At 68.4% G+C, this 24,082-nt stretch carries 18 protein-coding genes and 1 pseudogene; 13 read left to right on the plus strand and 6 right to left on the minus strand.

Annotation, left to right across the window (positions count from 1 at the left end):
• Positions 1-133: 133 nt before the first annotated feature.
• On the minus strand, positions 134-979 hold the full coding sequence (locus O1R50_RS00695) for an SDR family oxidoreductase (RefSeq protein ID WP_270107898.1): 846 nt from the start codon (positions 977-979) through the stop codon (positions 134-136).
• Positions 980-1,103: 124 nt separating this feature from the next.
• Between O1R50_RS00695 and O1R50_RS00700 the strand changes: the two genes are divergently transcribed.
• The 5 genes from O1R50_RS00700 (at position 1,104) to O1R50_RS00720 (ending at position 7,473) form a co-directional block, all read left to right on the plus strand.
• On the plus strand, positions 1,104-1,520 hold the full coding sequence (locus O1R50_RS00700) for a DUF2267 domain-containing protein (protein ID WP_270107899.1): 417 nt from the start codon (positions 1,104-1,106) through the stop codon (positions 1,518-1,520).
• Between the two features lie 294 nt (positions 1,521-1,814).
• Positions 1,815-3,479: a ribulokinase gene (gene araB / locus O1R50_RS00705; protein WP_270107900.1), complete on the plus strand. Its 1,665-nt coding sequence runs from the start codon at positions 1,815-1,817 to the stop codon at positions 3,477-3,479.
• Complete coding sequence (locus O1R50_RS00710; protein WP_270107901.1) at positions 3,476-4,165, plus strand: L-ribulose-5-phosphate 4-epimerase; 690 nt, start codon at positions 3,476-3,478, stop codon at positions 4,163-4,165. The genes araB and O1R50_RS00710 overlap by 4 nt, the downstream gene beginning before the upstream one ends.
• 5 nt (positions 4,166-4,170) lie before the next feature.
• Positions 4,171-5,682 carry an L-arabinose isomerase gene (gene araA, locus O1R50_RS00715; RefSeq protein ID WP_270107902.1) on the plus strand — a complete coding sequence of 504 codons (1,512 nt, stop codon included), beginning with the start codon at positions 4,171-4,173 and terminating at the stop codon, positions 5,680-5,682.
• A gap of 210 nt (positions 5,683-5,892) precedes the next feature.
• On the plus strand, positions 5,893-7,473 hold the full coding sequence (locus tag O1R50_RS00720; RefSeq protein ID WP_270107903.1) for a hypothetical protein: 1,581 nt from the start codon (positions 5,893-5,895) through the stop codon (positions 7,471-7,473).
• Between the two features lie 35 nt (positions 7,474-7,508).
• Here O1R50_RS00720 and O1R50_RS00725 read toward each other — a convergent pair whose 3' ends face one another.
• The gene (locus O1R50_RS00725; RefSeq protein WP_270107904.1) at positions 7,509-8,699 is read right to left on the minus strand and encodes an ROK family transcriptional regulator; all 1,191 of its coding nucleotides are present in this window, start codon (positions 8,697-8,699) and stop codon (positions 7,509-7,511) included.
• Positions 8,700-8,854: 155 nt separating this feature from the next.
• Between O1R50_RS00725 and O1R50_RS00730 the strand changes: the two genes are divergently transcribed.
• The 5 genes and pseudogenes from O1R50_RS00730 to O1R50_RS00750 all read left to right on the plus strand — a co-directional run bounded on the left by O1R50_RS00730 (position 8,855) and on the right by O1R50_RS00750 (position 13,395).
• Complete coding sequence (locus tag O1R50_RS00730; RefSeq protein ID WP_270107905.1) at positions 8,855-10,090, plus strand: MFS transporter; 1,236 nt, start codon at positions 8,855-8,857, stop codon at positions 10,088-10,090.
• 236 nt (positions 10,091-10,326) lie between these two features.
• A complete protein-coding gene (locus O1R50_RS00735; protein ID WP_270107906.1) occupies positions 10,327-10,917 on the plus strand; it encodes a TMEM165/GDT1 family protein in 591 nt (196 codons plus the stop codon).
• Between the two features lie 10 nt (positions 10,918-10,927).
• Positions 10,928-11,383, plus strand: a pseudogene (gene rnhA / locus O1R50_RS00740) (ribonuclease HI); the annotation flags it as partial.
• Between the two features lie 83 nt (positions 11,384-11,466).
• On the plus strand, positions 11,467-12,345 hold the full coding sequence (locus O1R50_RS00745) for a co-chaperone YbbN (protein WP_270107908.1): 879 nt from the start codon (positions 11,467-11,469) through the stop codon (positions 12,343-12,345).
• Between the two features lie 135 nt (positions 12,346-12,480).
• Positions 12,481-13,395 carry an arginase family protein gene (locus O1R50_RS00750; RefSeq protein WP_270107909.1) on the plus strand — a complete coding sequence of 305 codons (915 nt, stop codon included), beginning with the start codon at positions 12,481-12,483 and terminating at the stop codon, positions 13,393-13,395.
• Positions 13,396-13,466: 71 nt separating this feature from the next.
• Here the strand turns inward: O1R50_RS00750 and O1R50_RS00755 are convergent, their stop codons facing one another.
• Positions 13,467-14,138: a hypothetical protein gene (locus O1R50_RS00755; RefSeq protein ID WP_270107910.1), complete on the minus strand. Its 672-nt coding sequence runs from the start codon at positions 14,136-14,138 to the stop codon at positions 13,467-13,469.
• A gap of 401 nt (positions 14,139-14,539) precedes the next feature.
• On the opposite strand from O1R50_RS00755, the gene O1R50_RS00760 reads away from it, so the two are divergent.
• Entirely contained in the window at positions 14,540-15,727 is a 1,188-nt protein-coding gene (locus O1R50_RS00760; RefSeq protein ID WP_270107911.1) for an RtcB family protein, read from the plus strand.
• A gap of 479 nt (positions 15,728-16,206) precedes the next feature.
• Here O1R50_RS00760 and O1R50_RS00765 read toward each other — a convergent pair whose 3' ends face one another.
• Complete coding sequence (locus tag O1R50_RS00765; protein WP_270107912.1) at positions 16,207-16,620, minus strand: hypothetical protein; 414 nt, start codon at positions 16,618-16,620, stop codon at positions 16,207-16,209.
• 150 nt (positions 16,621-16,770) lie between these two features.
• Between O1R50_RS00765 and O1R50_RS00770 the strand changes: the two genes are divergently transcribed.
• Positions 16,771-21,267 carry an ATP-binding protein gene (locus tag O1R50_RS00770; protein ID WP_270107913.1) on the plus strand — a complete coding sequence of 1,499 codons (4,497 nt, stop codon included), beginning with the start codon at positions 16,771-16,773 and terminating at the stop codon, positions 21,265-21,267.
• A gap of 963 nt (positions 21,268-22,230) precedes the next feature.
• Here O1R50_RS00770 and O1R50_RS00775 read toward each other — a convergent pair.
• Both O1R50_RS00775 and O1R50_RS00780 read right to left on the minus strand, forming a co-directional pair.
• Complete coding sequence (locus O1R50_RS00775; protein ID WP_270107914.1) at positions 22,231-22,416, minus strand: DUF397 domain-containing protein; 186 nt, start codon at positions 22,414-22,416, stop codon at positions 22,231-22,233.
• Positions 22,413-23,201: a helix-turn-helix domain-containing protein gene (locus O1R50_RS00780; protein WP_270107915.1), complete on the minus strand. Its 789-nt coding sequence runs from the start codon at positions 23,199-23,201 to the stop codon at positions 22,413-22,415. Before O1R50_RS00780 ends, O1R50_RS00775 begins: the two co-directional genes overlap by 4 nt.
• Positions 23,202-23,276: 75 nt before the next feature.
• On the opposite strand from O1R50_RS00780, the gene O1R50_RS00785 reads away from it, so the two are divergent.
• Positions 23,277-24,079, plus strand: a protein-coding gene (locus O1R50_RS00785; RefSeq protein ID WP_270107916.1) for an IS5 family transposase whose coding sequence is annotated in 2 segments (ribosomal slippage) — positions 23,277-23,607 and positions 23,607-24,079 — 804 coding nt in all. Because the reading frame shifts where the segments join, the coding sequence is not laid out codon by codon here.
• The last annotated feature ends 3 nt before the right edge of the window (positions 24,080-24,082 follow it).

The raw sequence follows: 24,082 nt of genomic DNA on the forward strand, positions 1-24,082 counted from the left end.
CCCCCCCCCGCCCCCCCCCCCCGGGGCCCCCCGCCCCCCCCCCCGCCGCGGCGGGCCAGGGCCCGCCGCTCCGCCTCGCTAGGTCGCCGGTGCACCGCGCGTTCGCGCAGGAAGCACTCGGGTTTCCACCCGATCAGCCCGGGACCGTCTCCCCGCCGAGGACCGAGATCACCTCGCCCGTGATGAACGACGACATCCGGTTCGAGGCCAGGAACACGAACGAGGGCGCGAGCTCGTCCGGCTCGGCCGGGCGTCCCAGCGGCACCCGCTCGCCGAAGCCCTCCACATGGTCCTCCGGCAGTGTCGAAGGGATCAGCGGCGTCCACACCGGACCCGGTGCGACGCAGTTGACGCGGATGCCGCGCGGCGCGAGCGCCTGCGCCATCGAATAGGTCCAGGCGATGATCGCGCCCTTCGTCGCCGAGTAGTCGATGAGGGTCTTGTGCCCCCGCAGCCCGTTCACCGAGGCGCAGTTGACGATCGCGTCGCCCTCGCCCATGTGCGCCAGCGCCGCCCTGGTCACGCGGTGGAAGCTGTGCATGTTGACGTTGAACGTGTGCTCCCACTGCTCGTCGCTGATGTCCTCCGGCCGCTCCACCGGCGTCTGCGTCGCGATGTTGTTGACCAGCAGATCGAGGCCGCCGAGCGCCTTGACGGTCTGCTCGACCACCTCGCGGCAGTGGTCCCGGTCCGCGAGGTCGCCCGGAAGCAGCGCGCACTGGCGGTGCTCGGCCTCGACCAGCTCCGCGGTGCGCTCGGCGTCCTCGTGCTCCTCCAGATAGGCGACGGCGACGTCGGCGCCCTCCTTCGCGAAGGCGACCGCGACGGCCCGGCCGATCCCGGAGTCGCCGCCGGTGACGAGCGCCCGGCGGTCCTTGAGGAGCCCGCGGCCCTCGTAGCCCTCCATGGAGTCCTCGGGTCTCGGGGTCATCTCCTCGGTCAGCCCCGGAGGCTCCTGCTGCTGTGCCGGCTTGCCCATCGGTAGCCCCTTCCACTCGCCCGGCCGCGGTTCGGCCGTGTGCGCGGGCCGGATACCCCGCCCGTCACTGCGTGTAACCGCGGCCCGCACCGGGTACCCGCCGCGGGCACCCAGGGAGGCAGCCATGCATCACGACCAGTTCATCGGACAGCTCCAGGCCCGGGCACACCTGTCGAGCCGCGGCGAGGCCGAGCGCGCCGCGCGGGCCACGCTGGAGACGCTCGGCGAGCGCATCACCGACCCGCTCGCGCGCAAGCTCGCTTCGCAGCTGCCGCCGGAGATCGGCGAGCACCTCCACCGGTACGCGGCGCCGGACGGCCACGGCACCGGCGAGCATTTCGGCTTCGACGAGTTCGCCCACCGCGTCGCCGAACGCGAGCACATCAAGGAGCCCGAGGCGGTCTTCCACGCCCGCGCGGTCTTCGAGCTGCTCGGCGAGGGGACGACCGGAGGCATCATGGACCATGTCCGCGAGTCGCTGCCGCCGGACCTGCGGCCGCTCGTGGACGCCGGCAGCCGCGGCGGGCTCAGCCACGGCTAGGACCGCTCGCGGGCGCACGCCGACCCGCTGCTCGCCGCTCGTCGAGTTGCTTCCGTCACACTCGGGGTGCCGGTTCCGGTCGGGGCGCGTCGGAATCGATCCGGTATTTCCGGTTCGGCCTCCCGTTGGTCGGACCACTGCTGGTACCGAACGTGTGAATGCGTTAGGTTGTTGGGGATCCAGCTCCGTGCGTACGCCGCCTTCACGCGGTGGAACAGCAGCATGTGAGCGATCACTTTTTTACTTGAGGACCTCGACGAACGCGTCGAAAACGAGCACCCCAAAGGAGGCGCAATGTCAGGCAGCGACAACGATGCCGTTGCTATCGGGATCGACTTCGGCACCCTGTCAGGCCGGGTCGTCGTCGCGTCGGTCGCCGATGGCCGCGAGCTGGCCAGTGCCGAGCACGTCTACGAGCACGGCGCGATCGAGGAGGCCCTCCCGGGCTCCGGCGTCCGCCTCGGCCGCAGCTGGGCGCTCCAGTCGCCCAAGGACTGGGTCGACGTGCTCCGCAACGCCGTTCCCGCCGCGATGGCCGCCGCCGGCGTGAGCCCCGACCAGGTCGTCGGCATCGCCACGGACTTCACCGCGTGCACCATCCTCCCGACCACCGCCGACGGCACCCCGCTGTGCGAGCTGGACGACCTCAAGGACCGCCCGCACGCGTGGCCCAAGCTCTGGAAGCACCACGCCGCGCAGGGCCAGGCCGACCGGATCAACGCCGTCGCCGCCGAACGCGGCGAGTCCTGGCTGCCGCGCTACGGCGGCAAGATCTCCTCGGAGTGGGCCTACGCCAAGGGCCTCCAGCTCCTCGAGGAGGACCGCGAGGTCTACGACCGCGCCGAGCGCTGGATCGAAGCCGCCGACTGGATCGTGTGGCAGCTGTGCGGCGAGGAGACCCGCAACTCCTGCACCGCCGGCTACAAGGGCATCGTGCAGGACGGCGAGCGCCCCTCCCGCGAGTACCTGGCCGCGCTGAACCCCGACTTCGCCGACTTCAACGCCAAGATGGAGCACCCGCTCCTGCCGCTCGGCGACAAGGCCGGCGAGCTCACCGCGCAGGCCGCCGAGTGGACCGGCCTGAACGCCGGCACCGTGATCGCCGCCGGGAACGTCGACGCGCACGTCACCGCCGCCTCCGCGAAGGCCGTCGGCCCCGGCCAGATGGTCGCCATCATGGGCACCAGCACCTGCCACGTCGTCAACGGCGAGAACCTGACCGAGGCACCGGGCATGTGCGGCGTCGTCCGCGACGGCATCACCAAGGGCCTGTGGGGCTACGAGGCCGGGCAGTCCGGCGTGGGCGACATCTTCGCGTGGTTCACCAAGAACGGCGTCCCCGGCGAGTACACCGCCGAGGCCGACAAGCGCGGCATCTCGATCCACCAGTACCTGACCGAGCTCGCCGAGCAGCAGGCGGTCGGCCAGCACGGCCTCGTCGCGCTCGACTGGCACTCGGGCAACCGCTCCGTCCTGGTCGACCACGACCTGCACGGCGTCATCCTCGGCCTGGGCCTGCAGTCCAAGCCCGAGGACATCTACCGGGCGCTGGTGGAGGCCACCGCGTTCGGCACCCGCATGATCGTCGAGACCCTCGTCAAGGCGGGCGTCCCGATCGAGGAGTTCGTCGCTGCGGGCGGCCTGCTGAAGAACAAGTGGCTCATGCAGACCTACTCGGACGTGCTGCGCATGCCGATCACGGTCCTCACCTCCCAGCAGGGCCCGGCCCTGGGCTCGGCGATCCACGCCGCCGTCGCGGCGGGCGCCTACCCGGACATCTACGCCGCCTCGGAGGCCATGGGCAAGGTCGAGCGCAACGCCTACGTCCCCGACCAGGCCCGCGCCGACGCCTACGACGAGCTGTACGCCGTCTACGAGGAGCTGCACGACCACTTCGGCCGCGGCGGCTCGCGCGCACTGCACACGCTGCACAAGATCGCCACGGAGGCAACCAAATGAGCTTCAAGACCACTGCCGCCGTCGAGGAGATGAAGGTCAAGGTGTGCAACCTGCACGCCGAGCTCCTGCGCTGGGGCCTGGTGACCTGGACCAGCGGGAACGTCTCGGGCCGCGTCCCGGGCACCGACCTCATCGTCATCAAGCCGAGCGGCGTGTCCTACGACGACCTCAAGCCCGAGCTGATGGTCGTGACCGACCTCGAGGGCAAGATCCTCGACGGCGAGCTCGCGCCCTCCTCGGACGCGGAGAGCCACAACGTGGTCTACCAGCGGATGCCCGAGGTCGGCGGCGTCGTCCACACGCACAGCCCGTACGCGACCGCGTGGGCCGCGCGCGCCGAGCCGATCCCGTGCGTGATCACGGCGATGGCCGACGAGTTCGGCGGGGAGATCCCGCTCGGCCCGTTCGCGCGCATCGGCTCCGACGCCATCGGCAAGGGCATCGTGGAGACCCTGCAGGGCCACCGCTCCCCGGCGGTCATCATGCAGAACCACGGCGTGTTCACGATCGGCAAGGACCCCAAGGCCGCCGTGAAGGCCGCCGTCATGGCCGAGGACGTGGCGCGCACCGTCCACATCTCGCGCCAGCTCGGCGAGCCGGTCCCGATCCCCCAGGCGGACATCGACAAGCTCTACGACCGCTACCAGAACGTCTACGGCCAGCAGCCGTCCCCCAAGGAGCAGTAACACCAATGGAAACCAAGACTGTGCCCGCAAAAGAACTGTGGTTCGTCACGGGCAGCCAGCACCTGTACGGGCCCGAGGCCATCGAGCAGGTCGCCCAGAACTCGGCTGACATCGTCGCCGGGCTCGACGGCGCCGCCGCGATCCCGGTCAAGGTCGTCGCCAAGCCGGTCCTGACCACCCCGGACGAGATCCGGAAGGTGCTGCTGGAGGCCAATGCCTCGGACTCGTGCATCGGCGTGATCGCCTGGATGCACACGTTCTCGCCCTCGAAGATGTGGATCTCCGGTCTCGGCGTGCTCCAGAAGCCGCTGCTGCACCTGCACACGCAGCACAACCGCGACCTGCCGTGGGCCGACATCGACATGGACTTCATGAACCTGAACCAGGCCGCCCACGGCGACCGCGAGTTCGGGTACATGCTCACCCGCATGCGCCACCGCCGCAAGACCGTCGTGGGCCACTGGGCCGACGAGCAGGTCCAGGAGCGGGTGGGCAACTGGGCGCGTGCCGCGCTGGGTTGGAACGAGGCCCAGAACCTCAAGCTGATCCGCTTCGGCGACAACATGCGGTACGTCGGCGTGACCGAGGGCGACAAGACCGAGGCGCAGATCCGCCTCGGCGTCGAGGTGAACACCTACGGCGTGAACGAGCTCGTCGAGCGGGTCGCGACCATCGAGGACAAGACCGTCGACGACCTCGTGAAGGTCTACGAAGCCGACTACGACGTGGTGCCGGAGCTGCGCGTGGGCGGCGAGCGCCACGAGTCGCTGCGCGACGCGGCCCGCATCGAGCTGGCGCTGCGCTCGGTCCTGGAAGAGCACGGCGCGAAGGCGTTCACCGACACGTTCGAGGACCTGGGCGCGCTCAAGCAGCTCCCGGGCATCGCGGTGCAGCGCCTCATGGCCGACGGCTACGGCTTCGGCGGCGAGGGCGACTGGAAGACCGCGATCCTGGTGCGCCTCATGAAGGTCATGGCCACGGGTCTCGAGGGCGGCACGTCCTTCATGGAGGACTACACCTACAACCTGGGCGCGGAGTCCCCGCAGATCCTCGGCGCGCACATGCTCGAGGTGTGCCCGACGATCGCGTCCGAGCGGCCGAAGGCGGAGATCCACCCGCTCGGCATCGGCGGCAAGGAGGACCCGGTGCGCCTGGTCTTCACCGCCCCTCCCGGCCCGGCGATCTGCGTGGGCATGATGGACCTCGGCACTCGGCTCCGTTTGGTGGCCAACGAGGTGAACACCGTCGAGCCGGACGAGGACCTGCCGAACCTGCCGGTGGCGCGGGCCGTCTGGGAGCCGCTGCCGGATCTCCAGACCTCCGCCGAGTCCTGGCTGACCGCGGGCGGGCCGCACCACACCTCGTTCACACAGGCGTACGGCCGCGAGGTCCTGGAGGACTTCGCCGAGATCTCCGGCATCGAGCTGGTCGTGATCGGCGAAGGCACCAACGCCCGCGAGTTCAAGCAGGAACTCCGCTGGAACCAGGTCTACCACCACCTCGAGGGCGGCATCTAGCAAGCGCCGCAAGACGTATCGGGCGGGAGGGCTTCGGCCCTCCCGCCCGATTCGCTGCTCCCGACCCGAACTCCTTGCGGCGGCGGCGATCTCACGGCGGTGCGGTCCGTCCACCGGGGATCGCGAGTGGAACCGGCGAAGTATGGTCCTCTCTGTCTGCTATGAGAAGGGCTCAACATCACCATGACCAGATCGCTGTCGCGTCGAGGCGTGTTCAAGATCGGAGTGGGCGCTGCCGCCCTGGGCGTCGCCGCCACGGCCACCGTGACCGCGTTGGCCGAGGAGGCCGGAACGGCCGCCGCCTGGCACTCCAAGCTCGTCTACCCCGGTTCGGACGGTCGGCTGGTCTACGCCGCCGATGCCGAGGGCAAGAAGATCGCCGACTTCAGCTGGGCCGGCTACCGCAACGGCGAGGCCGCGATCCCGGACGTCCCGGTGGTCAAGACGATCTCGCCGGTCAGCGGCGACAACACCGCCCATATCCAGCAGGCCCTCGACGAGGTCAGCACGATGCCCAAGGGGTCCAACGGATTCCGCGGTGCGCTGCTGCTGAAGCCCGGCCACTACAACGTCGCCGGCACCGTCAGGATGAACCAGACGGGCGTGGTGCTGCGCGGCTCCGGCAAGGGCGCGGACACCGCGTCCAACACGGTCATCACCGGTACCGGCGGCGCCGACGTCACCACCGTCCTCCAGGTCGGCGGCACGTCCGGCAGTTGGGACTCGCAGGTGGCCGGCACCAAGACCGATGTCACCTCCAGCCTCGTCGAGGCCGGTTCGCGCCGCCTCACGCTCGCGTCGACGGCCAATCTGAAGGTCGGCGACAACATCATCATCACCCACCCGTGCACGCAGGCCTGGATCAACGCGATCAACGGCGGCGGCGTCAAGGACGTCGCCCCGTGGGCCGTCGACTCGCTGCCCATCGTCTACAACCGGTTCATCAAGGAGATCCACGGCAACGACATCGTCATCTGCGCCCCGGTGTTCAACGCGCTGAAGCGGTCGTACTCGCAGTCCTACGTGTACAAATGGGATCGCGCCAAACTGGTGACCAACGTCGGGGTCGAGAACCTGCGCATCGACATGGGGTACCCGGCGGAGCAGGACGAGGACCACCCCGCGAACTGCATCGTCGTCACGCGCGCCGAGGACGCGTTCGTGCGCGACGCGACCCTGCTGCACTTCTCCGTCTCCGGGGTCTCGGTGCAGCGGAGCACCAGGGTCACCGTCCAGGACGTCCGGGCCAGCCACCCGCGTTCGCGGATCGAGGGCGGGCGCCGGTACAACTTCAGCGCCGGCGCCCAGGCGCAGCAGGTGCTGTTCCGCGGCCTCTGGGCCACCCACGCCAGGCACGCGTTCATCGCGACGGGCACGAGCACCTGTTCGGGCAATGTCTGGCTGGACGGCTACAACGAGTACGGCTACTCCGAATCCGGCGGCCACCACCGCTGGAGCCAGGGGCTGCTGTACGACAACATCAAGGAGCTGAAGAGCCAGAGCGACAAGGCCTGGGTGCTGTCGCTGCACAACCGCGGCGACCTCGGTTCCGGCCACGGCTGGTCCTCGGTGAACAGCGTGGCCTGGAACTGCACCGTCGACAACGGCAAGCGGCTGTGCGTGCAGCGCCCGCCGACCTCGCAGAACTTCGCCATCGGCACGACCGGCGCCGTCTCCAAGGACAACTGGTACACCACCCACCAGCTCGGCTACGTCGAAGGCACCAACAAGCCCGGCCTCGATCCCTCGTCGCTGTATCTCGCCCAGCTCGCCGACCGGCTGGGCACGTGACCCTCCGGCGCTAGTGGTGCCCCGGGGGGCCTGCCTTACGGTCTCCCCGGCGGCTGCGATCCTCGCCCCTGCAGGCGCTCCTTGAGCCCGGCAGGGGCGAGGATCGCGTCCCAGGCGATCTCGGCGGCTCCGGTCAGCGGACCTGCCGCACCGACCGTGCCGGGCACGATCTGCGGCGGCTCGTCCCTTCGGAAGGCCATCAGGTTCTCGAGGCAGCGTTCCTCGATCAGGTTGCGCCGCAACCGGATCAGGTCGATGCCGAGTCCTGAGAGGCTGATGGCCTCCGGGTCGAGGGCGTTCGCGAGCGCCCCGAGGCCCTTGCCGAGCGACGCCGCGTTGGCGTCCAAGGCCTCCATTGCCTCGCGGTCGCCGTTCTCGGCGCGGTGCAGGATCTCTCGGGCCAGTTCGCGTCCCGTGCCGTAGCCGGGCTGCTTTCCGAAGCGGCGCACGAGGGCGTTGGCGCCGACGTCGAGGCTCCAGCAGCCGCGCACGCCGCACATGCATTCCAGAGTGGAACCGGTGAGGGGCATGTGCCCGAACTCGCCCGCGATGTTGTGGCCGCCGCGCTGGGCGTCGCCTGCGAGGAGCAGGGTGCCGCCGATGTCGAAGTCGATGTGGAAGTGCATGGCGGTGCCCTTGCCGCGCAGGGCGCCGCGGCGGGATTCGGCGAGGCCGGCGAGGCGGGCGTCGTTGTCGATCACCGTGGGCGGCCAGCCCTCGCCGAGGACCGAGTCGAGTTCCACTTCGTCCCAGCCGAGGTGCGAGATGTGGAGGCGGTGGCCGTCGCGGATCGGGCCGGAGGTGGCGAAGCCGAGCATCGCCAGCCGCGGGGTCTCGTGGCGCGCGACGGCGGCGCGGATCTGGGTGAAGACCGCGGGGGTGCGGTCGTGCTCGCCCGACTCGAGTTCGGTGATCGCGCCGCCGAGCGCGACGGACGCGAGCGTCCAGGTGTCCTCGCGGAAGTCGACCGCGAACGCCAGGGGCCCGTCGGGGTGCGGGACGAGCAGGGTCGTGGGCCGCCCGCGGCCGCTGGACTCGGCCGGGACCTCGTGGAGCAGGCGGGCCTGCTCGAGTTCGCCGACGAGCGCGGCGGCGGTGTTGCGGCCGATGCCGAGCAGGCGTGCGGCCTCGGCCCTGGTGAACGGCTCGGCGGCGTCGTGGACGGCGCGCAGCAGCCGGACCTGGTTGCGGATGCGGAGGTCGGCGCTGGTCATCGACTGGGGCATGCAGGGATTATGCCAGCCGTGGCGAAATTTTTGTGTTCGGCTTGAACATAAACCTTGACGGCCCCGCAGAGACCTTGTTATGTTCGTATCAAGAACATAAATGGACGGGTCGGCATCGGGCTCGCTTCCCTGAGACCGTAAGGACCCCAACGGCTGTGCCCACCGCAACGAACACCCAGGACCCGCTCGTCCTGCGCCGCGCCCGCATCGGGCTCCACGGCGCCTTCGCCACCTCCGGCTTCGTCATGGGCGCCTGGGCCGCCTCGCTGCCCGGCATCGACGCCCGCCTCGGCCTCGGCGAGGCGAAGCTCGGCACCGCGCTCCTGCTCATCCAGCTCGTCGGGCTCGGCTCGATGGTCGTCGCGGGCCGCATCGCCGACCGCGTGACCAGCCGCAAGCTGCTGCTGTGGACGGCGCCCGTCACGCAGCTCGTGCTCATCGCGCCCGCCCTCGCCCCGAACTACACCGCCCTCCTCGCCTCCGCCGCGCTCTACGGCGTCGGCGTCGGCTTCATCGAGGTCGGCATCAACGCCCACTCGGTCGAGCTCGAACAGCGCTACGGACGCCCGATCATCTCCGCCTTCCACGGCCTCTGGAGCCTCGGCAGCGCCCTCGCGGGCGCCGCCACCGCCGTCGCCCTCGGGATCGGCCTCGGCGGCCAGGCCGTGCTCCTCGCCGTCGCCCTCATCAGCGCGGTCGCCATGGCCGCCTTCACCCGTCCGCTGCTGCCGCCCCCGGGTCGAGACAACTCCGGCGGCAGCAGCGGAGCCCCCGTCCGCCGCATCGGCGCGCTGCTCCTCGCCGCGCTGTTCGTGCTCGGCCTCGGCGGCCACCTCATCGAATCCGGTGCGATCGACTGGGCAAACCTCCACGCCGCCAACGTCCTCCGCGCCGACGACGCCCTCGCGCCCCTCTCCTACACCGTCTTCGCGGTCGCCATGACCGTCTTCCGGCTCTTCGGCGACCCCATCCGCGCGAAGCTCGGCCCCGGCCCCACTCTCCTGTGGGCCGGCACCACTGCCACCGCCGGATACGTCCTCGTCCTGCTCTCGGACTCCTCCGGCGGCCTCCCCCTCGCCTGGGCGGGTTGGCTCCTCGCCGGCAGCGGCATCGCGATCATCGTCCCGGTCCTGTTCAGCGCCATCGGGCAAGCCGGAGGCACACCCTCGAACGTCGCGCTCATCTCGATGTCCGGCTCCACCGGCCTGCTCATCGGCCCGGCCGCCATCGGCTACATCGCCGAGGCCACCAGCGTCACGACCGGACTCCTCGTCCCCACCGTGCTGGCCGCCTTCGCCGCGTTCGCCGGGCCGCTCACCCTCCGCCGCCTCCTCAAGGACCGCGCGCCCGAACCGAACGCCGCCAAGGCGACCGCCGCGACCTCAGTCTGATCGCGGCGCACGTCACGCCCGGACCCGTCGCCCCGCGGCGGGTCCGCGCGTAGACTTGCCAGCGCAGAAGGGGAGTAGCTCCCAACGCTGCGGTCGACATACTGGCCTCCTCCGGGCGGCCCGGCCGCACGGCCTCGGTTCCCGGGGCGAGCGAGACCTTCGACCAAGGCCGTACGGCCGGGTCGAGGTCCGCGACTGCCCTCCTCCCGGCGTGAACACTGGGAGGACCACCCTCAATGGACGCACTGCTCATCGCCTCAGGCATCGCCTTCGGCGCCGTCTTCCTCGGCGAGATGGGGGACAAGAGCCAGCTCATGGCGTTGACGTTCGCCACGAAATACCGGATGCGAACGGTCATCCTCGGCCTCGTGATCGCCATCGGCGCCCTCATCGGCCTCTCCGTCGGCCTCGGCGCCGCCGCCGGGAACCTCCTCCCCACCGACTGGATCCGCCTCGCGGCCGCGATCATGTTCGTCGGCTTCGGCCTGTGGGGCCTCAAACCCGAGAAGGACGACGGCGACGAGGACGAAGGCCCCATCAAAGAGCGCCGCACCGGACTGCTCACCATCGTCAGCGCCATGTTCCTCGCCGAGTTCGGCGACAAGACCATGATCATCGCGATGGGCATGGGCTCCGCCTACCACCCTTGGGGCGTCTGGATCGGCGGCACCGCCGGGATGCTCGCCGCCGACCTCCTCGCCGTGTTCGCCGGCGCCTGGATCGCCAAGCGCATCCCCGAGAAGGTCGTCAGGTACGTCTCCTCCGGACTGTTCCTCGTGATCGGCGTCCTGCTGGGCATCGAGGCCGTCGCCGCGCTCGCGGACTAAGCTGGCGGTCATGCCGAAAACGGACGCGAACGTGGACACCGCCGTCATCTACACCGACGGGGCGTGCTCCGGCAACCCCGGCCCGGGGGGCTGGGGCGTGTACTACAAGTGGGGCGAGCACGAGAAGGAGCTGTACGGCTCCGACAAGGCCACCACGAACAACCGCATGGAGCTCATGGCCGCCATCCAGGCCCTGGAGACCCTCAAACGCCCCATGGACGTCGTCCTCTACACCGACTCCTCGTACGTGCGCAACGGCATCACGTCCTGGATGAACGGCTGGAAGCGCAACGGCTGGATCAACTCCAAGAAGGAGCCGGTCAAGAACGCCGACCTGTGGCGCCGCCTCGACGAGGCCGCCGCCCGGCACACCGTCGACTGGCGCTGGGTCAAGGGCCACGCGGGCGACCCAGGCAACGAACGCGCCGACCGCCTCGCCTGCAAGGGCCGCGACGAGGCCGCCGGACGCCGCTTATTCCCGCCGCGCCGAGTCCCACACCGGCCCGGCCCCCGCTCCCGAGCCACGATGAGAATGGAAGAATCACCACCATGAGCGACCAGGTACCGTCACGATTCTCCGGAGGCGTCGACCTCAGCACCCTCGCGGCCGCCGCGCAGCAGCAGGCCGCGCAGGCCCAGCAGGGCGGCCTCCCCGGCAGCGGCGTCCTCGCGATCGACGTCACCGACGCGACCGTCCAGAGCGAGGTGCTCGAGCGCTCCCTCGACGCGCTCGTCATCGTCGCCTTCTGGGCCGACCAGGTGCCCGAGAGCCTCCAGATGCGCGACCTCCTGCAGCGGCTCGCCGCCGAGGCCGGCGGCGCGTGGGTGCTCGCGAAGGCCGACGTGCTGCAGAACCAGCAGCTCGCCGCCGCACTCCAGCTGCAGTCGCTGCCCGCGGTCGTCGCCCTCGCACAGGGCCGCCCGCTCGACCTGCTCCAGGGCCCGCAGTCCGAGCAGGGCCTGCGCCAGTGGCTCGGCCGCGTCACGCAGGCCGCCGGGCTCGACGTCCCGCAGCCGGTCGACCCCGAGCTCGCCAACGCCGAGAACCTCATGGTCGAAGGCGACCTGGACGCCGCCGAGGCCGCGTACGACAAGTATCTGAAGAACCACCCGGCGTCCGCCGAGGCCGAGGCCGGGATCGCGCAGGTGCGGATGCTGCGGCGCGTGGGCGCCCTGCCCGACAACGCCGTCGCCATCAGCGACGCCGACCCGGACAACATCGACGCGGCGCTCGCCGCCGCCGACCTCCAGCTGCTCTCCGGGCAGGCCGAGGCCGCCTACGAGCGCTTGATCGCCTTGGTGGCCAAGAACTTCGGCGACGACCGCGAGCGGCTGCGAAAGCGCCTCGTCGAGCTGTTCACCGTCGCCGGGGTCGACGACCCGGCCGTCGCGAAGGCCCGCCGCAAGCTCAGCGCCGTCCTGTTCTAACCGATCGACCAGCGCCGCAAGGCGAGCCGAACCTCCGCGCCACCCCGTGGCGCGGAGGTTCGGCCGTTCGGCGCTGGTGCCGAGGCGGTCCGCTGTGACAAGCTAACGTGGCCGGTGCCGTGTGGGAGGTGAGCGTTGCCAGCGACTCGATCGAGACGCATCGCGGTCCTCGACGCGCCCTCCAACCTCGGGCTGCGCCCGCCCACCCCGAGCACCGTCCCCGGCTGCGCGAAAGCCCCGGGGGCGCTGCGCGACCACCGGCTCCTCTCGCGCCTCAACGCCGTCGACGCCGGTTGCCTCACCCCGCCCCGCTTCGACGCCTCCCAGTGGCGTCCGGGCGACGGCGTCGGACAGGCGAAGGCCATCGCCGAGTACACGCGGCGCCTCGCCGACCGGGTGGAGCGGCTGTGGCAGGAGCGCCGCTTCCCGCTCGTCCTGGGCGGCGACTGCTCGATCCTCCTCGGGCCCGCGCTCGCGGCCCGGCGCCGCACCGAACGCGACCGCCAGGACCGCGGCCTGGTCTTCATCGACGCGCACTCGGACTTCCGCCACCCCGGGAACTCGCAGTACGTGGGCGCTGCCGCCGCCGAGGAACTGGCCCTCGCCACCGGGCGCGGCCAGCCCGACCTGACCGACATCGGCGGCCTGCGCCCGTACGTGGACACCGACCACCTCGTGGTGCTGGGCCTGCGCGCGGACGACCCGCACCGGGTCGAGCTCGAGGCCTCCGGCGTCGCGATGCGCACGGTGCCCGCCTTGCGCGCCAACGGGGTCGGCCGCTCCGCGGAGTGGGCGCTGGACTCGCTAGGGGAGGTGGCGACGTTCTGGCTGCACGTCGACACCGACGTCCTCGACCCCTCCGTGATGCCCGCCGTCGACGGCCCCGCACCGGGCGGCATCTCGCTCGGCGAGCTGAGCCAGATCATCACCACCTGCGCCGCCGACGACCGCTGCGCCGGCATGGACCTCACCGTCTTCGACCCCGACTACGACCCCGACGGCGCCTACGCGAAAGCCCTCACCGACCTCCTGGTGGAAGCCCTCCAGTAGCCGCCCGCCCGGAAGCATCCGAAACCGCTGTACCGCGTCGCCGCGTCGTTGAGCGCCGAGTGGAACGCGTTCTAAGGCCCGCAGCCGGATTCGCCGTCGTGGTATACCTGCACGGCTGCATTGGCGTCTAGGACCTCAGGAACGATCCAGATGGCCATGATCTCGGTCAGCGTGCCGTCGTTCTCGATCGCCTCCGTGATCGCCGGGCCCGCGTCTGCCAGTGTGCGGGCATGGGCTGCGATGGCCTCGGGGACGAGGGGCTCGACTTGAAGCCCGGACAGCGTGAGGTTGGATGCGTTGAGCTGCACCTGCTCTCCGGGGACCCCGCTTTCGGTGTCGGCCTCCATGCCTGAGAGGAGCCCCGCTGCCGCGTCGAGCAGCGCCGATAGCTCGGCGCAGGGCGCCCCTGGCTCCTCCGAGGATTCGGCCGCCTCCGCTTCATCGCTGATGCGTCCGAAGACGCGCCGGTCGCCTTGGTCCTCGTTCGTCGGTATCCAGAGTTCGCCTGCGGAGCTGATGTAGATCGACGTGAGGCCCCGGTCGGAGACGAATTCGATTTTGTCGAGATGCCGTTCCCAGGTCCCGGGCAGTTCGGGGTAGTCCGAGTAGTACCCGTTCAGTGTGCCCGTGCCGTCTGATTGCAGCTCGATTGTGGCGTCCCCTTCTTCTTCTTCTTCTTCTTCGAACGTCCCCACCATGTCGGCGTCCTCGACCGTCAAACCGCAGGCCGTTGAGACGGCCATGAGGAATACGGCGAGCAGCGCGCTCAGGGCTGCTGAAGTGGCGGCGGCGGAGCCTCGGCGTCGGTACGTCGGACCGTTGTGTGCGCGGTGGGTCGCATTGGTACCTCGCGGTCGGTCTCGTGAGATCGGATGTCCCGAAACGGGGTGGCAGGCAGGGGGGTCTGGAACGGTCCTTCAAGACTAATCGTGGAAGGCCGTTACCCGTCCGCCGCGACGGCGTCATCGAGGTCGGCTTGGACGGTGAAGTCGGATCGGGGCTCATGCACATCACTCGCTCGCCACGCCCACCGAACTCAATGAGACAAGCTTTAAATGTGTTGATCTTCTATATGCGCGCATAGGAACATTGACCTCGCAACTCGGCCGGTTGTCCACAATGTCCCTCTGAGAGGAGCCCCTCCATGTCTTTTACCGACCTCGAGTCCAAGGCGGCTCCGATCCGCCTGTGGGGCGACGTCGATTCGGTCGAGCCGCAGGCGCTCGGCCAGCTCTACAACATCGCGAAGCTCCCGTGGGTCCACGGTGTGGCCGTCATGCCCGATGTGCATTACGGCATCGGCGCCACGGTCGGTTCCGTCATTGCGATGCGCGGTGCGGTCTCGCCCGCGGCGGTCGGCGTCGACATCGGCTGCGGCATGACCGCGCAGCGGACCTCGCTCACCGCCGACGACCTGCCTGACGACCTCGGGCGGCTCCGCTCGGCGATCGAGGCGGCGATTCCGGTCGGCCAGGCCATGCACAAGAGCTCGGTCGACACCGGGCATGTGAGGACGGGCCTGCACGGCTGGCACGAGTTCTGGTCCGGTTTCGGCGACCTGGCTCCGCAGGTGGCGCGGCGGACCGAGGCGAAGGCGATGAAGCAGCTCGGCACGCTGGGCGGCGGGAATCACTTCATCGAAGTCTGCCTGGCTGACGACGGGCAGGTCTGGCTGATGCTCCACTCCGGTTCCCGGTACGTCGGCAACGCGCTCGCGCAGCACCACATCGAGAAGGCGAAGGGCTTGCCGCACAACGGGAACCTGCCGGACCCGGATCTGGCTGTCTTCGTGGCGGACACGCCGCAGATGGAGGCCTACCGGCGGGACCTGTTCTGGGCGCAGGAGTACGCGCGCCGGAACCGGGCCGTCATGATGGCGCTCTTCCGCCAGGTCCTGAAGAAGCGTTTCCCGACGGCGCGATTCGAGCCGGAGATCTCGGTGCACCACAACTACGTCGCCGAGGAGACGCACGACGGCCAGGACCTCCTGGTGACCCGCAAGGGCGCGATCCGTGCGGGCCTGGGGGACATGGGGATCATCCCCGGCTCGATGGGCGCTTCGAGCTTCATCGTGCGCGGTCTCGGGAACGGGGCGGCGTACGAGTCGGCTTCGCACGGGGCGGGTCGGAAGATGAGCCGGAACGCGGCGAAGAAGCGCTTCACCGCTGAGGACCTCATCGCCCAGACCGAGGGCGTGGAGTGCCGCAAGGACGTGGGCGTGCTGGACGAGATCCCCGGTGCCTACAAGGACATCGAGGAGGTCATGGCCGCGCAGTCGGACCTCGTGGAGATCGTGGCGCGGCTGCGCCAGGTCGTGTGCGTCAAGGGCTGATGGTCGCGGACCGAAGGGCCGGGCGGTTCTTGAGGAAACTGGTTCGTGAGCGGGGCCGCATACTTGCAGATCGTGAGCGAGGGATACAGCTACAGCGAGGCCTGCCGGATCGGCGGCGTCGATGACCGGACCGGCCGCAAGCGGCGCAACGGCCGAAAACATGTGATCCGGTCCGGGGTCGAAATCCGGACCGCGATGGGGACGGCGAAGCATTCGCCGTCCCCATCGGCACCGGCTCCAGCCTGAACCTGGACGCCATGCCCGCACCGGCCGCCGAGATCGTGCGCGCCTCCTACGGGGACGCGACCGGCCACCTTTTCCTCATCTCCGCCTGCATCGCGGCGGCCGGATTCGTCGCCGCGCTCTTCCTCAGCCCGGTGGAACTCCGTCGACCTCGCCGAGACCCCGGCGGGCGAGGAACCCGCGCTGGCGAACGGCCGACCCGGCGCGAACATCGCGCTGGATCAGCCCGCTGGGGCCTAACCCTGGGGAAGGACCGCGATGAGGCCGGCGAGGTCGTCGCGGTTGGCGCCGACGGTGCTGACCTTGCGGCGTCCGCCGCCCGGGAGTTCGCGCATGATGCGCCTGCCGTCGAAGTAGACGCGCTCGCCCTTGGCGGCGCCGATGCCCTTGGTGCCGGGGCCGACGGCCATGAACACCGTGAGCGCGCCGGTCTCGGTGTCGTACCGGTAGCGGGGTTTCCAGAGCGAACGGAGCCCGCCCGCCAGGAACGCCAAGCCCGCGAGGGCGAACGGGCCCATCGTCGGCACGAACGGCATCAGCAGCGACAGCGCCGCGCAGATCAGCAGCACCACGCCCATGGCGCACATGACCACCGACCAGCGGCGGGCGAACCGGATCTCGATATGGCGGGATTCAATGGACGACGGCATCGCGTCTCCTGTGGGGGAGGGGCCTTCAGGATACCGGGAGCGGCGAAGCGGTGTCCCTCCCGATCGTGGCTCGCCCTCCTCCTCGGGGAGGCCGAAAGGCGCTGCGGCTGCGGAGCACCGGGTTTCGACGCCCGTCGCTAAGGTGGACTGATGCGACCCGAAGTCTGGGGTCCAGTGATCGCGACCCTCGCAGCCCCCCTCGTCCCGATGGTGATCGCCCTGATCGCCAACTCCTTCAAGAACGAGCCGCACGCCGAGTCGAACGCGCCGGCGTCGGGCACCGTCCGGGTCCGCCGCGCCGCCGCCCTCGCCGCGATCCCGGCCGCGATCGCCGTATTCACTGCGCCTCGACCCTGGAACTGGATCGCCGCGGGCGCCTACGTTCTCGCGCTCACCTCGGTGCTCACCTGGGTGTGGCTCCGGTCGAAACGGCACCCGCGGGTGCTTCCCGACGCCGCGAGACTGCTGGAGACCGCGACCCGACCCACCCCCGGCTTCGAATACGACCGCGACTTCCTGCCCGACCTCGTGCGCGTCTACACCAGGAACGACCTCGCGAGGGAGCGTGACTCACTGGAGCTCTCGAACTCGGAAAAACCGCAGGAAGCGGCGACCGAGCAGCGGTTGAGCTTCGACAAGGTCATCGCCGACCCGAAGGTGCGGCACATCGCGATCACCGGCGAGGCCGGTGTCGGCAAGACCTTTCTGCTGCGCTACTGGGAGCACGAACTGCGCCACCGTACGGCATCGTCGGACCGCGCCACCAAGTTCAAGCCGCTGCTCGTCGCCGCGAGGAGGCTGGTCGGCTGCGCCTCGATCGCCGAGGCGTTCGGCGAGACCGACACCGACGCGCTCGCCCGACCGCCCGGAAAGGGCCTCACCTGGCTTGTGATGATCGACGCGTTCGACGAGATTACCTCCGCCGACGACCGCAACCAGGTCGAGCACCTCGTATTCGAAGCCGTCGAGGACGCCACGAAACACAGCCGGGCCTGCAAGTTCGTCCTCACCACGCGCGGCCTCACCGACGACCGCCGACGCAGCTTCGAAAGCCGCGGTGTCACCGAATTCGAGCTGCGGCCCTTCACCTCGGAACAACTCCACGCGTTCCTCGTCAACGCGGAAACGAGCATCCCGGACCGCGAGCACCAGACCGCGGCGTACAGGGCGGCTGTCGCCAAAGCCGACCGGTTCCTGAAACGGTGGGAAGACGAGGACGACCTGCTAGAGCTCATCAAGCTCCCGCTGCTCGCCCGCGTCGCGGCCACGATCTACTTCCAGGACCGACACCTCGAACTGCCGTCGCGGCGCGTCGACATCTACCACGACGCGATCGAGCACTGGATAGCCCAGTTCCACAAGCGCATGAGCGTCGATCGGGAACAGCACGGGCTCGCGCTGCGGCTGCTCCACGAATGGCAAGGCGCTGCGGGGGAGACAGGACCCGACAGCACCGATATCGCGATTCGTGATCTGTTGCGCCGCTTGGCATCGCAGTACTTGGAGAGTGGCCAGCGCCCAGTCGTCGGCATTGCCTGCGACCTGCTGCGACTCCAGGTCCGCCCGAAGGAACCCCGCGAGCTCGACGCCTTGGTGACCCTCCTTGAAGCCACCGGCCTCGTCCACGACGTCCGGACCGCGCACTCCCACTTCGTCCACAAGTCCTACGCCGAGTACCTGGCCGCTCCCGATGCCCTCGCGTCGTACCAGACCCCGAAGGACTGGGAGGACGCCTTCCGCGACCCCGAACGCCGTATCAGCGCGATCTTCGCCTTCGCGCAGATCCCGCACGACCAGCGGGCGGCACTCATCGAGACCATGCGCGGGGGCGCGGAGTGCGTGCACGCGCTGGGATGGATCGCTGCCGAGGGCCTCTGCGTCGTCCAGGGAACCGGCCGCATCGATCACGAAACGCGGAACTCGCTGATTGAAGCAGTCCTCCAGGTCTGGCCCCCCTATCCGAAACCCGACTGGTGGCGCCTGGTGAACGGGCTCTGCAACGTGAAGCACGCCAGAGACCTGCTGTTCCGATTCGTGGAGGAAGGACGGCAATCCGAATCCGACCGGGTCAGCGTCTCCGGCAGTCTGGCGAATCATGACCCTCGCGGTGTTGGTCTGCTTCGCGAGTTCGCAAGCGAAGGGCACGATCCCTGGATTCGATGGAACGCGGCCAACGAGCTGCTGGATCACGACCGGGCCTCGGCACGAGACATCCTCAACAGACTCGCCGCTGACCGGAACACGCCCGACAACTGCCGACTCGCCGCCTTGCGAGCCCTTGTCGGGCACTGGCCGAAGTCGACAATGCCCTCCCTGCTGGAACTCGCCGAAGATCCCAATGCGAGCCCGTTCGACCGAGTGAACGCGGCCTACGCATTGATCGAGCACTCCCCGACATTTGCCGAAGGTCTGCTCAGTCGATTCATCGAGAAGCGCGGCTTCCAAGACCTCGTCCGTGTCAACGCCGCGACGTGGCTCTGCGAGATCGACCAGGACACGGGCACGGCAGCGCTGCAAGCGTTCGCGTCGAAACGAGAGGTGGATGCCTATGCGCGAGGCAATGCTGCTTCGGGACTGTCGCACTATGACCGCGAAACCGGGGTCGCCATACTCTGGGACCTGGTTCGGGACCGCGCGATCCCGAACCGGGCGCGCATCATGCAACTGGTCAGGCTCCGTGAGCTCGACCCCGAGCCCGCAGCACGCGAACTCGCAGCAGTCTCGAATGACCGCTCCCTGGACGCCATAGAACGGATGATCATTGCCCGGATTCCAGCGCAATACGGGGCTACGGTCGACGTCGCGACGCTCGAGTCGATCGCGTCCGATCCTTCCGTGAGCGATGGCGACCAGGTGTACGCAATCGACGAGATGGTGAGCGTCGACCAGGTTCGCATGTTGGACCGGCTGCGGCGGTATGCGACCGACCCGGGCACCGACGGACACGCCCGGGTCCAGGCCGCGACCTACCTACAGCAGTACGACTATCGCACGGGAACCTCCTTGCTGGAGGCCATCGCGGACGATGAAGCGGTCAGCGACCTCGTACGCGAGAACGCCCTTGCCTCATTGATGAGGACCGGGCATCCAACAGCTCGTCAGCGTCTCCTCGATCTCGCCATGGACGAATCGGTGCCCGGCCCGGCTCGCCTCGAAGCGGTGCGCTCACTGATGCCGAGACTCGGTGAGCAGGGCCTGACGATCCTGAGAGAAATGCAGTCGGAGAACCGACTGCAGCCGGAGGACCGCGCCGATGTGGTCGTGAGCCTCGCTGAATTCGACGAACGCGAGCCGACCGACCGACTGGCGGAACTCGCGAACGACCCCGAAGCGCACGAGGACGCCCGTATCAAGGCGGCGGCTGCACTGGTGCGGTACCACCCCTCGGACGCGACCGAGGCCCTGTACCGAGTCGCGGTGAGCGGCGACGTGAGCGACCACGCCCGGTATTCGGCGGCACGTGAGTTGCTCAGAGGTGACCCCGAATCCGTGATTCCCCTCCTAAGCGAGCTCGCGGCTGATCTCGACGCCCGCGACGGGGCCCGTGTGAACGCTGCAAAGACGGTGGCAGAAGTTGACTGCGAGCGAGGGCGATCCCTGCTGCTCCCGCTCGCTCAGGACGCCGGACTCTACCGCTCACTTCCCGTCGACGCCGCCTACTGGCTCTACAAGTTTGGGGACGACCGGGGAAAGACACTCGTCGCCGGATACGCGACCGGTAGCCAACTCGATGACCAGGCCAGAGTGGAGGCCGCGCGAAGACTACTGGAACTCGACCGCGAGCGAGGTGTTGCTCTGTTGACCGAGTTCTCCTCGGATTACAAGCTCGACGGCAGAGCCCAGACCGAAGCGGCACTACATCTTGCGCGCATCGATCGAGAAGCAGGACTTCGTGAGCTCCAGAAGATCGCCGATTGGCCGCCGGCACTTGGGAGCCGCGCGGCTCACGGCGCGAGGGGGATCGCGAAGTACCGACCGCAGGACGGATCGCGATTGCTCCATAATCTGGCCTCCGATGAGGACATTCAAGGCACGACCAGGGTCATCGCGGCCGACGGTATGGCGGAGTACGGATGGAAGTCTGGGGTGCAGGTGCTGCGAGACCTTGCGGAAAACGGGTCGCTTGACCCATACTCTCGTGAACTCGCCGCCCGCCGCCTCTCAGCTTATGACTGCCAGGCGGCTGGCGAGATTCTGCAGGAACTTCTCTCGGACGATTCGGTTCCAGCAGCCATCCGGGCTGAGGCCGCGGACGACCTGCCGGTGGGGAAATTTCGCTTGTACTTGGAACTTCAGCGTTGCTTTGCGGACGACCCCACCTTCGATGGCATTGGGAGGATCGCGGCGGCACTCAGCATTTCCTTCGAGAAAAAGAGAGAAGGTCAGGACCGGCTTCGTGCGCTGGCCATCGATCCGGCCCTTGACGAGACCGAACGGTGCTGGGCCGAGATCAACTTGTCACTGCGAGACGTCGAGGTCCGTACGTCGTTGGAGCGTCGCGTGTTCGACCCGGGCACTGTCGACTTCGAGCGTTTGCGCGCGGCGGCAGACGAGCAGATCAGGTTGGACCTCCGTGCCGGACACCAATGTCGTCGCCAGGTCGAAGCTCTTGCGTCGCTTGCCGGTACGCGCCTCATTAGCGAATGACCAGAGCGAAAGACCTGAGCGCGTCTTCCCTTGGGCCGGGGTGATGCTCTATTGCAGGATCCCGAGATCGGCGCCGTAGCTGTCGAGGTGGCCAGTATCGGTTGGCACCAGGAGTCGGCCCCGACGAACCGTGCACCCCGCAGGGCACCGATGATCTCGGTCGCCCGCACAAGCTCGAACTGGTTGAGACGTGACATGGCACCTCCTGGCCAAGCGGATTCAACGAAGGCGAACACGAGCCTTGACAAAGGATGTCCTGTGCGGACTCCCAGATCACTCCTTCCGATCGATGATGTTGTCGCATTCCCGCAGTAATGAACTCGCAGGAGCGACGTCGACAATGCGGACCTGGCTGTGGGGCGGGCCCGCACTCGACTGGTTCGTCCGCTCAGACCCCGAGGGCCTCCCTCAGGCCCACGCAGGTCGTTACGGTCGTACCGGTCGTCTTCGTATGCCTCGTTCTGAACATTGCCTCCGGCCGAGGTGATCCCGACCGGAGATCTCCCACCCAGCACGGCCCTGAGAGCCGTGGTCAGCTGTGGATCCCGATAGCACTCGGGGACTGAGGCCGACATCCCGGTGAGGGTTGCGGTCTCGGAATCGGTCCGGTTTGGGAGTCGGCCAGAGGCTTGGCTTAGTCTGCTTGCACCTACTCGACACCTGTACGTTTTCCGTATCCCTGTGCGTACTTTAAGTATCCCCTAGTTAGCCCGGGTCCGTCATCACCCACACGCGCATAAACCTCTCACGTTGTCGGTTCCATCAAGCGGATCCGTCTGCGCCCCAATCGAAACCGAGAGGCCGCCCGCCACGCCGCCCCACGATCCACCTTTTCGTCGCTGCCCGGTTGAACGGTGAGCGGCCGCAACCGTGAAGCCCGCAACGCCCCGGTCGTGCTCAGACCCCTAGACGCGTAGCAGGCCCGAGCGCTGACGCGTTCGGGCCTGCTTGGACTTGGGTGTGTCAGTCGCGGCCTGCCGCGCGGAGGAGGCCGGTGAAGTCGGCGGTTCCCAGATCGAAGATCGGGGAGGTGTCGCCGAGCTTGCTGTCCCGCACCTGGAAGCCCTCGTCGAGGGCACGGGTTTCGACGCAGGCGGAATTCGCCTGGTCGCTGCTCCTGGTCGACTTGCGCCACCCGGTCTTCCTCATAGCCTGAACTCCTCAATAGCCTTAGCCTGACTATCTGCTCGATCGAGACTCGTGCGGTAGCTCTGCACAGAACTCGATTCCTCGAAGTATAGGTAGGCGTCCTGCGCTTCGACAAAGACGATATCCGGGTCGTCTTCATCGGGAAAGGAGAGCAGGACGAACGGCACGTGGAGGTTGGAAGGCGAGCCGCTGCTGAACGGCAAGTACTTCACCGTCATGTGGTCTTGCGAGTCAGCCTCAGTCAGTCGCTCAAGCTGCTCCGCATCGCAGCCGATGCGAAGGGCGGCCTCGCTGAGCAGGAAGTATGATCTTCGACCGTCGTCTTCCCAGAACGGCCGCTGCCAGGTCATGCGGTCTTGGACCCAGCGGTCGATGTCCTCGGTATTGAAATCGGGGTTCTTCGCGAACAACCTGCGCATGTGGTGCTCGGTCTGGAGATGTCCAGGGATATACGTGGATTCGTATCGGTACACCGCGCTGGCATGAAGTTCGAGTTCCCGGAAAGCGTCGAACCCGAAGACGCTCCTCTCTCTCGGTTGAGTCCAGGTGGTTGCCGGTCCAAGCCTCCACAGGCGCTGGAGCTCGAACTTTTCCTCTGCTGGCATTCCGTAGAGGTCGCACAGAGTTCCGATCACCGGATACGTGAGCTGGGTACCTTCTCCGTCTTCCAGCCGCTGCATGGTCCTCGTGGAGCCGACCGCATCCACGATGTCTGGATGTCGCATCGGAAGACCGGCGCTCTTCCTTGCGATCTTGAGCTTCCTGCCGATGAGTTTGCGCCGCATAGAACTGGTTTCAAGTTCGTTGGCGATCGGACTGGTTGTCCGGTGCAGGGTTTCGGGTTTGCTCGTTGAACGGGTATGGCGAAGCCTTGGGAGATTGATGAGGGCCTGTGGGTGCGGATCGCGACGCTGTTGCCTGAGCATCGCCCCGGGTCACGCGGCCCGGTGCCGTTGGATGACCGGAAGTGCCTGCAAGGCGTCCTGTTCGTGCTCTACACCGGGATCAACTGGAAGCACCTGCCACCCGAACTCGGCTTTGGATCCGGCATCACCTGTTGGCGGCGGTTCCGCCGCTGGTGTGAGGCCGGAGTCTGGGACCGGCTCCATCATCTCTTGCTGTCCGAGCTGCATGCGCTCGGGGAGATCGACTGGTCCGCCGTCTGTCTTGACGGCTCGCATGTCAGGGCTAAAAAGGGGGCGAGGGCACCGGCCGCTCGCCGGTAGACCGGGGCAGGCCAGGCTCGAAGCACCACATCGCGTGCGACTCGACCGGGATCCCGCTCACGGTCATCACTACCGCGGGCAACGTGCCCGACATCAAGGCCGCGCCCGACCTGGTCGAAGCCATTCCACCCGTAGCCGGGAGAGTCGGCCGCCCCCGCCGGCGCCCTGACGTGATCCTGGCCGATGGTGGCTACGACTCCGCGGCCTTCCGGGACTGGCTGCGCACCAGGCGGATCGAGCCGATCATCCCGCAGCGCGGTGGCAAGAAGATCATCGGACTCGGCAAGATCCGCTGGGTAGTCGAGCAGGCCATCGCCCACCTCCACCAGTTCAAACGCCTCGCCATCCGCTGGGACCGTCTTCTGATCATGCATCAGGGCTTCATCAAACTCGCAGCGAGCCTCATTTGCTGGAGACGCCTCGCAAGGTCAATCTAGAAC

The organism is Glycomyces luteolus, assembly GCF_027622875.1.
Lineage (GTDB): Bacteria > Actinomycetota > Actinomycetes > Mycobacteriales > Micromonosporaceae > Glycomyces > Glycomyces luteolus.

Bases quoted from the DNA above. Each gene is read 5' to 3' on its own strand.
- O1R50_RS00735 (WP_270107906.1), top strand. From the start codon at position 10,327: ATGGACGCACTGCTCATCGCCTCAGGCATCGCCTTCGGCGCCGTCTTC.
- O1R50_RS00770 (WP_270107913.1), top strand. From the start codon at position 16,771: ATGCGACCCGAAGTCTGGGGTCCAGTGATCGCGACCCTCGCAGCCCCC.
- O1R50_RS00755 (WP_270107910.1), bottom strand. From the start codon at position 14,138: ATGGCCGTCTCAACGGCCTGCGGTTTGACGGTCGAGGACGCCGACATG.
- O1R50_RS00760 (WP_270107911.1), top strand. From the start codon at position 14,540: ATGTCTTTTACCGACCTCGAGTCCAAGGCGGCTCCGATCCGCCTGTGG.
- O1R50_RS00695 (WP_270107898.1), bottom strand. From the start codon at position 979: ATGGGCAAGCCGGCACAGCAGCAGGAGCCTCCGGGGCTGACCGAGGAG.
- O1R50_RS00775 (WP_270107914.1), bottom strand. From the start codon at position 22,416: ATGAGGAAGACCGGGTGGCGCAAGTCGACCAGGAGCAGCGACCAGGCG.
- O1R50_RS00725 (WP_270107904.1), bottom strand. From the start codon at position 8,699: ATGCCCCAGTCGATGACCAGCGCCGACCTCCGCATCCGCAACCAGGTC.
- araB (WP_270107900.1), top strand. From the start codon at position 1,815: ATGTCAGGCAGCGACAACGATGCCGTTGCTATCGGGATCGACTTCGGC.
- O1R50_RS00700 (WP_270107899.1), top strand. From the start codon at position 1,104: ATGCATCACGACCAGTTCATCGGACAGCTCCAGGCCCGGGCACACCTG.
- araA (WP_270107902.1), top strand. From the start codon at position 4,171: ATGGAAACCAAGACTGTGCCCGCAAAAGAACTGTGGTTCGTCACGGGC.
- O1R50_RS00745 (WP_270107908.1), top strand. From the start codon at position 11,467: ATGAGCGACCAGGTACCGTCACGATTCTCCGGAGGCGTCGACCTCAGC.
- O1R50_RS00780 (WP_270107915.1), bottom strand. From the start codon at position 23,201: ATGCGGCGCAAACTCATCGGCAGGAAGCTCAAGATCGCAAGGAAGAGC.
- O1R50_RS00765 (WP_270107912.1), bottom strand. From the start codon at position 16,620: ATGCCGTCGTCCATTGAATCCCGCCATATCGAGATCCGGTTCGCCCGC.
- O1R50_RS00710 (WP_270107901.1), top strand. From the start codon at position 3,476: ATGAGCTTCAAGACCACTGCCGCCGTCGAGGAGATGAAGGTCAAGGTG.